General features: G+C 73.2%; 7 protein-coding genes. 3 read left to right on the plus strand and 4 right to left on the minus strand.

What is annotated here, in order from left to right:
* Nucleotides 1–123: 123 nt before the first annotated feature.
* The 3 genes from ACFVNO_RS07795 to ACFVNO_RS07805 all read right to left on the minus strand — a co-directional run bounded on the left by ACFVNO_RS07795 (nucleotide 124) and on the right by ACFVNO_RS07805 (nucleotide 3,516).
* A complete protein-coding gene (locus ACFVNO_RS07795; protein ID WP_220559680.1) occupies nucleotides 124–606 on the minus strand; it encodes a hypothetical protein in 483 nt (160 codons plus the stop codon).
* Between the two features lie 101 nt (nucleotides 607–707).
* Complete coding sequence (locus ACFVNO_RS07800; protein ID WP_355267996.1) at nucleotides 708–1,997, minus strand: cyclopropane-fatty-acyl-phospholipid synthase family protein; 1,290 nt, start codon at nucleotides 1,995–1,997, stop codon at nucleotides 708–710.
* Nucleotides 1,998–2,064: 67 nt separating this feature from the next.
* The gene (locus ACFVNO_RS07805; RefSeq protein WP_378890349.1) at nucleotides 2,065–3,516 is read right to left on the minus strand and encodes an FAD-binding oxidoreductase; all 1,452 of its coding nucleotides are present in this window, start codon (nucleotides 3,514–3,516) and stop codon (nucleotides 2,065–2,067) included.
* A 233-nt stretch (nucleotides 3,517–3,749) separates the two neighbouring features.
* Here ACFVNO_RS07805 and ACFVNO_RS07810 point away from each other — a divergent pair, with 233 nt between their 5' ends.
* Nucleotides 3,750–4,571, plus strand: a complete 822-nt coding sequence (locus ACFVNO_RS07810) for a glutamate racemase (RefSeq protein ID WP_378890352.1) — start codon at nucleotides 3,750–3,752, stop codon at nucleotides 4,569–4,571.
* A 57-nt stretch (nucleotides 4,572–4,628) separates the two neighbouring features.
* Here the strand turns inward: ACFVNO_RS07810 and ACFVNO_RS07815 are convergent, their stop codons facing one another.
* Nucleotides 4,629–6,152, minus strand: coding sequence for a hypothetical protein (locus ACFVNO_RS07815; RefSeq protein WP_378890355.1), 1,524 nt, complete (start codon nucleotides 6,150–6,152; stop codon nucleotides 4,629–4,631).
* Between the two features lie 177 nt (nucleotides 6,153–6,329).
* Here ACFVNO_RS07815 and ACFVNO_RS07820 point away from each other — a divergent pair, with 177 nt between their 5' ends.
* Complete coding sequence (locus tag ACFVNO_RS07820) at nucleotides 6,330–6,674, plus strand: hypothetical protein (RefSeq protein WP_355268008.1); 345 nt, start codon at nucleotides 6,330–6,332, stop codon at nucleotides 6,672–6,674.
* Between the two features lie 277 nt (nucleotides 6,675–6,951).
* Entirely contained in the window at nucleotides 6,952–7,476 is a 525-nt protein-coding gene (locus ACFVNO_RS07825; RefSeq protein ID WP_220559674.1) for a DUF6315 family protein, read from the plus strand.
* Nucleotides 7,477–7,606: the final 130 nt, after the last annotated feature.

Here is a 7,606-nt window from a genome sequence, read left to right on the forward strand (position 1 = left end):
CTGTTAGGGGACGCCGCCGGCCATGCCCGGGAACCCCGGTGCCGCAGGGGTTTCCGGGGCTCCGGAGAGGCGTGCCGGAGGAGGGCCCGCCTCCCCCGGCCCCGCCCCGGGGCCCCGTGCCCCCTACTCGGAGAGGCCGGTCACCTGGCGCAGGGTGGAGATGAGCTCGGCGCGCTTGTACACCGCCAGGCCGATGGCGGCGGAGAAGGCGGCGAGCATGTGGACGTAGACCATGGGGTCGCCGCGGGTGAAGCGCTCGGCGGCCTCCTCCTCGCCCACCGTGTGGGCCTCCCAGGCGGTGGAGACCGCGAACTCCAGCTCCGGCGGGAGCATCTCCGCGACGGTGCGGGCCACGGCCTCCCGGGAGTCGGCGGGCTTCCACACCACTCCGGTCTCCTGGACCCGGCGGCCCAGGAACGCGGAGATGACGCGCAGCTCCGACTGCACCGCCCCGGCGTCGTCGGCCGCCCGCGGGATCACCCGCTCCAGCTCGTCCCGGTTGCGGTCGGCGTAGGCCGCGATCAGGTCGATCGCGGTGCGCTTGACGTGGTCCGGCTGGTCCGGGACGAGGGGGCCTTCCCCCCCGGCGTTCTCGGTCACGGGCACTCCTCGTAGGGTCTCGCGTCCATGATGCCGTGCCGCGGGCCGCGGCGGGGCGCGGACAGGCCGGGATCGCCGCGGGCGAACGGCGTTCCCGGCCCCGCCCCCTACTGGAACCGCGGGCGCAACGGCATGTGGGCGTCGGTGCCGTCGAGCTTGACGCCCAGGATCTGGTGGAGCTGCACCACGTTCCGCTCGAAGCCGAGCACGCACCCGGCCATGTACAGCCGCCAGACCCGGGCGGTGCCCTCGCCGACCTCGGCGACCGCCGCGTCCCAGTTCCGCTCCAGGTTGGCGCCCCAGTGGCGCAGGGTGAGCGCGTAGTGCTCGCGCAGGTTCTCCTGGTGCCGGATCTCGAACCCGGCGTCGTTCATGGCCGTCTGGATCTGCCCGGGCCCCTCCAGCTCGCCGTCGGGGAACACGTAGCGGTTGATGACCCCGTCGGTGTCCATCGGGGGCAGGTCGTTGCGGGGCCGGGTGATGCAGTGGTTGAGCAGCCGGCCGCCCGGCACCAGCTTGTCGTTCAGCGACGAGAAGTAGGAGGGGAGGTTGCGGGCGCCGATGTGCTCGGTCAGGCCGATGGAGCTGATCCGGTCGAAGCCGCCGTCGGGGACGTCCCGGTAGTCCATGTGGCGGACCTCGGCCAGGTCGGACAGCCCCTCCTGGGCGATGCGCTTGGCCGCCCACTCGGCCTGCTCCTTGGACAGGGTGACGCCCAGGGCCTTGACCTTGTGCTCGCGGGCCGCGTGCATGACCATGCCGCCCCAGCCGCAGCCCACGTCGAGCAGGCGCATGCCCGGCTCCAGGCCGAGCTTGTTCGCGACCAGTTCGTACTTGCGGAACTGGGCGCTCTCCAGGGCGCCGTCGTCCGCCTCCACCCGGTCCAGGACCCCGTCGGCGTCGTCGAAGACCGCGCAGGTGTAGGTCATGGACGGGCCCAGCACCAGCTCGTAGAAGGCGTTGGAGACGTCGTAGTGGTGGTGGATGGCCTCGGCGTCGCGCTGCTTGGAGTGGCGCCAGCCCAGCCCGGCCAGGCGGCCGCGCGTCACCTCCTGGGGCGGCGGGGCGACCCGGTTGACGAACTTGACCCAGCCCACGGAGCGGGCGATGGCCGCCAGGTCGCGGGCGGACACGTTGAACCCCTCCGCGAAGACGAAGTCGGACATCCGCCGGAGGATCGTGTACATGTCGCCCTCCACCTCCAGGTGCCCGGAGACGTAGGCGCGGGTCAGGCCCAGCGCGTTGGGCGACTGGGCCAGGTAGTTGACCGCGACCGGGGTGCGCACGTGCAGGTGGACGTCGCTGTCCGGGTCTCCGGAGGCACTGCCGTCGTAGGCCGTGAAGCGGATGGGCGCGTCGGGTCCCACGACGCGCTCGAAGATCTCGGCGAGCCGCATGTTCTTCTTTCCCTTCCTCTCGCGGACGCGGCCCGCTCCACGGGTCGCCTCCCGTTTCCGTGCGGTGTCATCCATTGCGTACGCACTTGGCGTACAGGTCGAGCAGCCTCCCCCGCGGGTCGTAGGTCTCCTTGAGGTCGGCGTAGGCGGAGCCGTTGTAGAGGCGCCAGAACTCCTCCTCGGTGTAGAAGGAGTCGGAGTACAGCGACTTGTGGCCGTCGAGCTCGGCGACGCGCTCCTCCACCCGCCGGTTGTGGTGGGCGCGGCGCTGGCCGGGCTTCATGTCGACCATGCCCCAGAAGCCGAAGTTGACGTAGAGGCGGTCGTTCTCCAGCGGGTAGAGCGGCCACACGTGGCCGCCGGGCTCCAGGCCGGCCCGGCGCGGCTCCTTCAGGCGCAGCGGGCACATCCACACCGGGGTCATGCCGATCTCCCCGTGGAAGAAGTCGAGGAACTCGGCCCCGCGCTCCACGCCCACCTCGATGTCCTGGATGAGGGGTTCCTGGGGGCGGCGGCCCCGATAGTGGTTGAGCAGCCGGGAGAAGGCGGTGCGCCGGTCCCAGGCCACCAGCCTGCGGTAGACGTCGGAGCGCTTGAGGGAGCGCGGCCACAGGGAGCGCACCACCGGGTTCTGCACGCCGAAGGCGCGCGAGCACCAGAACCAGTCGGTATCCCAGCGCCACAGGTAGTCGTGGACGGTGAGGTAGTCGCCCGGGCCGTTGTCGGCGTTGGCCTGGATGGAGCGGTAGTAGATCTCCTGCCCGGTGTAGTCGCTCGCCCAGGGGGCCCGGTCGGTGAAGCGGGCCACCGTCAGGTACAGCTCGTCGCGGGAGAAGGCGACGCCGTCGACGAAGTCGACCGGCTGTCCGTCGTGGGTGCGGTCGGCGCAGATGCGGGCCAGGGCGTCCATGGCCTCGGCCGCGTCGTGGAAGCGCAGGTGGCGCAGGTGCACGTACGGGGAGACGGGTTCCAGCTCGATGCGCAGGCGCAGGCTGTAGCCGAGGGTGCCGTAGGAGTTGGGGAAGCCGTGGAAGAGGTCGGCGTGGGCGTTGTCGCGGGTGGCGGTGACGATGTCGCCGGACCCGGTGAGGATCTCCATCTCCTGGACGGCCTCGTGCGGCAGGCCGTTGCGGAAGGAGGAGGACTCGATGCCCATCCCGGTGACGGCGCCGCCCAGGGTGATGGTGCGCAGCTGGGGGACGACGGTGGGCATGAGCCCGTGCGGGAGCGTGGCGGCGACCAGGTCCTCGTAGGTGGTCATGCCGCCGACGTCGGCCAGGCGCTCGACGGGGTCGATGGAGATGACGCCGGTGAAGGCGGAGACGTCGAGGGTGGGCGCGGAGGTGGGCTCGCGGAACCGGAAGAGGTTGGAGGTGGGCTTGGCCAGCCGGACCGGCGCGTCGGAGGGCAGGGACCGGTAGTCGCGGCGCAGGCGGTTGACCGCTGCGATGTGCCGGGCCAGCCCGGTGTCGCCGCCGGAGGCGGTGTCGCTGTTCGTTCCCTGCCGTTGAGGACTCATCCCTGATCCCGTTCCCGGTCGTGGCGCGCGCGAGTGAGGCACAGCGTGGAACGGTCGGATCCGGTCGCGGTGGGCCGGAAGTGACCGATCCCCTCAGTTCTACCTATCGGTAACGAAGGAGACCACCCCATTTATGTCGTGTCGCGGTGGAAACGGCCCGCCCCGGGGCCGCGCCGCCGGTCAGGGCGGTGGGTCGGGTGGGGGACGGGGGCCCGCGGATAGGATCGGGGTTCATGCGCATCGCTGTCGTAGATTCCGGAATCGGCATGCTGTCCACCGCCGCGGCGCTGTTCGCCGCCCGGCCGGACGCCGAGCTGTACCTGTCCATGGATCCGGACCACATGCCGTGGGGGCCGCGCACCCACGACGAGATCGTCGAGCGCGCCCTGGCCGGCGCCCGGGCCGCCGTGGACGCGGCGGGGGGCGATGTGGACGCCGTGGTGGTGCCGTGCAACACGGCGTCGGTGCACGGGCTGGCGGAGCTACGGGAGCGGTTCGAGCCGGGTGTGCCGGTGGTGGGGACGGTCCCGGCGATCAAGCCCGCGGCGGCCGCGGGCACGCCGATCGCCGTGTGGTCGACCGAGGCGACGACGCGCAGCGAGTACCAGCGGCGGCTGGTGGAGACCTTCGCCCGGGGCGTGGACGTGACGCCGGTGGCGTGCGTCGGGCTGGCGGAGGCGGTGGAGTCGGCCGACCCGGGACGGATCGCCGACGCGGTCGCCTACGCGGCGGAGCGCACGCCGGGCCGGGTGCGCGGGATCGTGCTGGGGTGCACGCACTACGACCTGGTCGGTGAGGCGATCACGGAGGCCCTGCGGGCCCGGTCGGGCGCCGCGGCCGGGGTGGAGCTGTTCACCGCGGCGGACGCCGTGGCCGCGCAGACGCTGCGCCGTATCGGTGCCGCCGAAGACGCCGGGGCCGCCGGGACCGCAGCGGTCGGCGGGGGCCGGGTGCGGGTGCTGGCCAGCGGCCGCCCGGCGCGCCTGCCCGCGGCCGCCCTGGCCTATCCGGCCGGCCGGGCACTGGCCGCCGGGGAGCCCTCTCCCGCCCGTTAGCGCGAACGGGCCCTGCCGCGGACGGGGCGGGGTCCGCGGCGGGTCGGTGTCGGCGGGTCAGCTGTGCGGGGCGAGCACGGCGGCGCGGTCGGCGGCCAGGACGTCGCCGGAGTGCGCGGGCAGGGCGCCGGCGGCCAGGGTGCGGACCAGGTCGCGCACGCCCGCGGTGTCGTTGTCGTGCAGCAGGGTCTCCAGCAGGGACAGCGCGGCGCGCTGGTCGCCGGGCCGTTCGCGGACGTGGCGCCACTGGGGCTCGGTGGCGGCGTCGGAGAGCATCAGGGTGCGGCCGACCTGGCCCAGCGCGGTGAGCAGCAGGGTGTCGTGCGGCCGGTGCTCCAGCGCGGCGTTGACCTGCTCGGCCTGGTTCTCCGGGTCGACCTCCTCGGCGGGCTGGGCGCGCAGGAAGTCCAGGATGCGGTCGGGCGGGGCCAGGGGGCGCACGGCCGGCATGGCGGCGATCATGGCGTGCACCTCGGCGAGGTCGCCGCGGATCTCCCCCGTGTTGGCGAGGTCGCCCATGAGGCGTTCGGCGCGGCGGGCGGAGCAGCCCGCCACCCACAGGGCGCCGCGCCCCACGGCCAGGCGGGCCGCGGCCAGGGCGAGTTCGGCGCCGCGCCGGGGCGCGCCCACGCGCTCGAAGTAGCGGGACCAGGTGGTGACGCGCACGCCCAGCCGCCAGTCGTTGCGGACGATGCCCTGGCAGACCAGGTTCTCCACCGCCTCCACCCAGGCCGGCCGCAGGGCCGGGTGGGCCTCGGCCTCCTCCACGGTGGGCAGGGGCGCCACGGCGTCGCGGGCCGGGCACTGGCCCAGGCGGGCCACCCAGGACAGCAGCCGGGCGCGCTCGAACCGGATCCGGCGGCGCAGGGCGGGCCTTCGCGGGTTGTTCGGCTCCAGCGCGAGCTCGGCCTCCATCCGGTCCAGCACCTCCAGTGCCTGGGTGTGCGCGTCGCGGTGGCGCAGGGCGCGGACCAGGGTGAAGATGCCGTCGGCGCCGAGCAGGGCGGGGCCGGTGGCGGTGTGCTCGTAGCGGCGCAGCTCGGCCTCGGCGCGCTCCGGGTCGCCCTCGTCGATGAGCAGGTGCACCCGGGCCAGGGTGAAGGCCGGCCAGGCGGGGGTACGCTCCCACCCGGCGAGGTTGCGCGACGACAGCAGTTCGCGGCGCAGGCCGACGGTGCCCGCGGCGTCGACGTTGGCGTGGCAGCGGACCAGGGTCTCCAGCGCGGAGACCGGCAGCGGCCCGTGGGTGTGCGGGCCCGGCGCGTCCTCGGCGGCGGCCACCGCGCGGGGCAGCGCCCGGCCGCCCTCGGCCAGGGCCGAGACCCGGACCGCCAGCGGCCAGTGGGCCAGGAAGAAGAGGGTGGCGGGGCCGAACACCCCGGGCACCTCGGCGTTCTCGGCGCCCGCCTCGGCCACCAGGCGGCGGGCGGTGCGCAGTGCGGAGCGGGCGACCGCCTCCACTTGGACGGCGTCACCCGCCTCCGCCAGTTCGGGCAGGCCGACGACGGCCTCGGCCAGCTCGGCCTGTCCTGCGTTGGCGAGTCGGCGTGCGGTCTCCCCCGCCCACGTCCACATCGGCATCATCGTCTCCCCCTGTAGTGCCGTGGGAACAGAACGTAGCAGCCGGTGTGCGGGCCTGTCCGGAAAACGCGTGAAACCGGTGCAGGACAGGCGGTCGAGGCCTCTGATCATGAAAGTCGCATCGATAGACTCGGGGCCACCCGACCGCACTACCTCTGTTAGGGGACAAGGACACCGATGGGATGGCGAGACCGCTTCGGCTTGCGCAAGGCCAATCGTTCCGGCAAGGCCCGGTTCGACCGCGCCACCGAGGACGGTGACATCAAGGCTCTGATCGAGTTCGCGCAGAGCAGGGTGGGCGTGGAGTTCTTCGTCGAGCCGGAGACCTTCGCGACCCAGACCACGGCGGTGGCGGTGGCCACCGACGGCGAGTGGATCCGGCGCCGCTGCGGCTCCCCCGCGGTCATCCGCAAGGTGGCGTCCAAGCGGGGCATCCCGGTGTACGACGTGCAGATCATGGGCTACCCCCAGCGGATGCGGGACTGGAGCGCCCGCAACAAGAACGGTCGGACCCTGGACTGATCCCGGCGCGTCCCGATCCCCCCTTCCCCCGACCGGATCCATGAGACGTAGGTCACCTTGTATGCGTACTCGGCGCCCCCGCCCTCCCCTGCGGACGGGGACGCGCCCGGACGAAGGAGGTGAGAACGGACACGTCGAGAACCGGGACCTGCCCACGCGAAACCCGTCACCGGGTCATTTTGGGCATTGATGACGAGTCCTTGCCGCGACTTCCTCACCGAACGGGTTCCCTAACGACCCGCATCCGTCGCATACTCACCTGGGAGGGGGGACTCTGATGAAGCAGGATCTCACGGCCCTGTGCTGCGAATGCGGCACGATTCGCGAGGTGAGCGACTACCAGAGTGTCGGCGAGGCCCAGTCCGCCTACGGACTGGCCCGGTGCGTCGTCTGGCGCAAGTGCCGCACCTGCAACCGTCGCACGTACCACGCCTACCTGCGCGCCGACGAGGACCGCGACGAGCTGGAGGACGCCCTGCGCCTGGACGGCGCGCTGGCCGCGGAGGCCCTGGACGAAGAGGTCGAGCAGCTGCGGCTGTGCGGGGTCGAGGTCGGCCACGCCCCCGTCCCCGCCATCTGGGACGGGCAGTCCGTGGGCATGGTGACGCAGCGGCTGACCGACCGGGCCTACTCGATCGTGCTGGACCCCGAGGCGTCGGTGGTCTCCCGGCTCAAGCTCATCGACATGATGTGGAACGAGCTCCTGGTGGGAGAGCACGACGACCGCTGGTTCATCCAGGAGGCCGAGAACGACTCCCCCGGGTACGCGGTCCGGCTCTTCGGCTACCGCACCCGCGGCTGACACGGACGTGGGGGGGGGGGGCGGGGCCGGCGCGCCCCCCCGCCCCGCCCGGCCGGGGGGGGGCGCCGGCGGCGGGGGGGGGGCCCGGGGGCACAAGAAACAGCCCCCACCGCCACAAGGGGGGGGGTGT

Source organism: Nocardiopsis sp. NPDC057823, from assembly GCF_042797335.1.
In the GTDB taxonomy this organism is placed as follows: domain Bacteria; phylum Actinomycetota; class Actinomycetes; order Streptosporangiales; family Streptosporangiaceae; genus Nocardiopsis; species Nocardiopsis changdeensis.

Bases quoted from the DNA above. Each gene is read 5' to 3' on its own strand.
- ACFVNO_RS07820 (WP_355268008.1), top strand. From the start codon at position 6,330: ATGGGATGGCGAGACCGCTTCGGCTTGCGCAAGGCCAATCGTTCCGGC.
- ACFVNO_RS07810 (WP_378890352.1), top strand. From the start codon at position 3,750: ATGCGCATCGCTGTCGTAGATTCCGGAATCGGCATGCTGTCCACCGCC.
- ACFVNO_RS07825 (WP_220559674.1), top strand. From the start codon at position 6,952: ATGAAGCAGGATCTCACGGCCCTGTGCTGCGAATGCGGCACGATTCGC.
- ACFVNO_RS07805 (WP_378890349.1), bottom strand. From the start codon at position 3,516: ATGAGTCCTCAACGGCAGGGAACGAACAGCGACACCGCCTCCGGCGGC.
- ACFVNO_RS07815 (WP_378890355.1), bottom strand. From the start codon at position 6,152: ATGCCGATGTGGACGTGGGCGGGGGAGACCGCACGCCGACTCGCCAAC.
- ACFVNO_RS07800 (WP_355267996.1), bottom strand. From the start codon at position 1,997: ATGCGGCTCGCCGAGATCTTCGAGCGCGTCGTGGGACCCGACGCGCCC.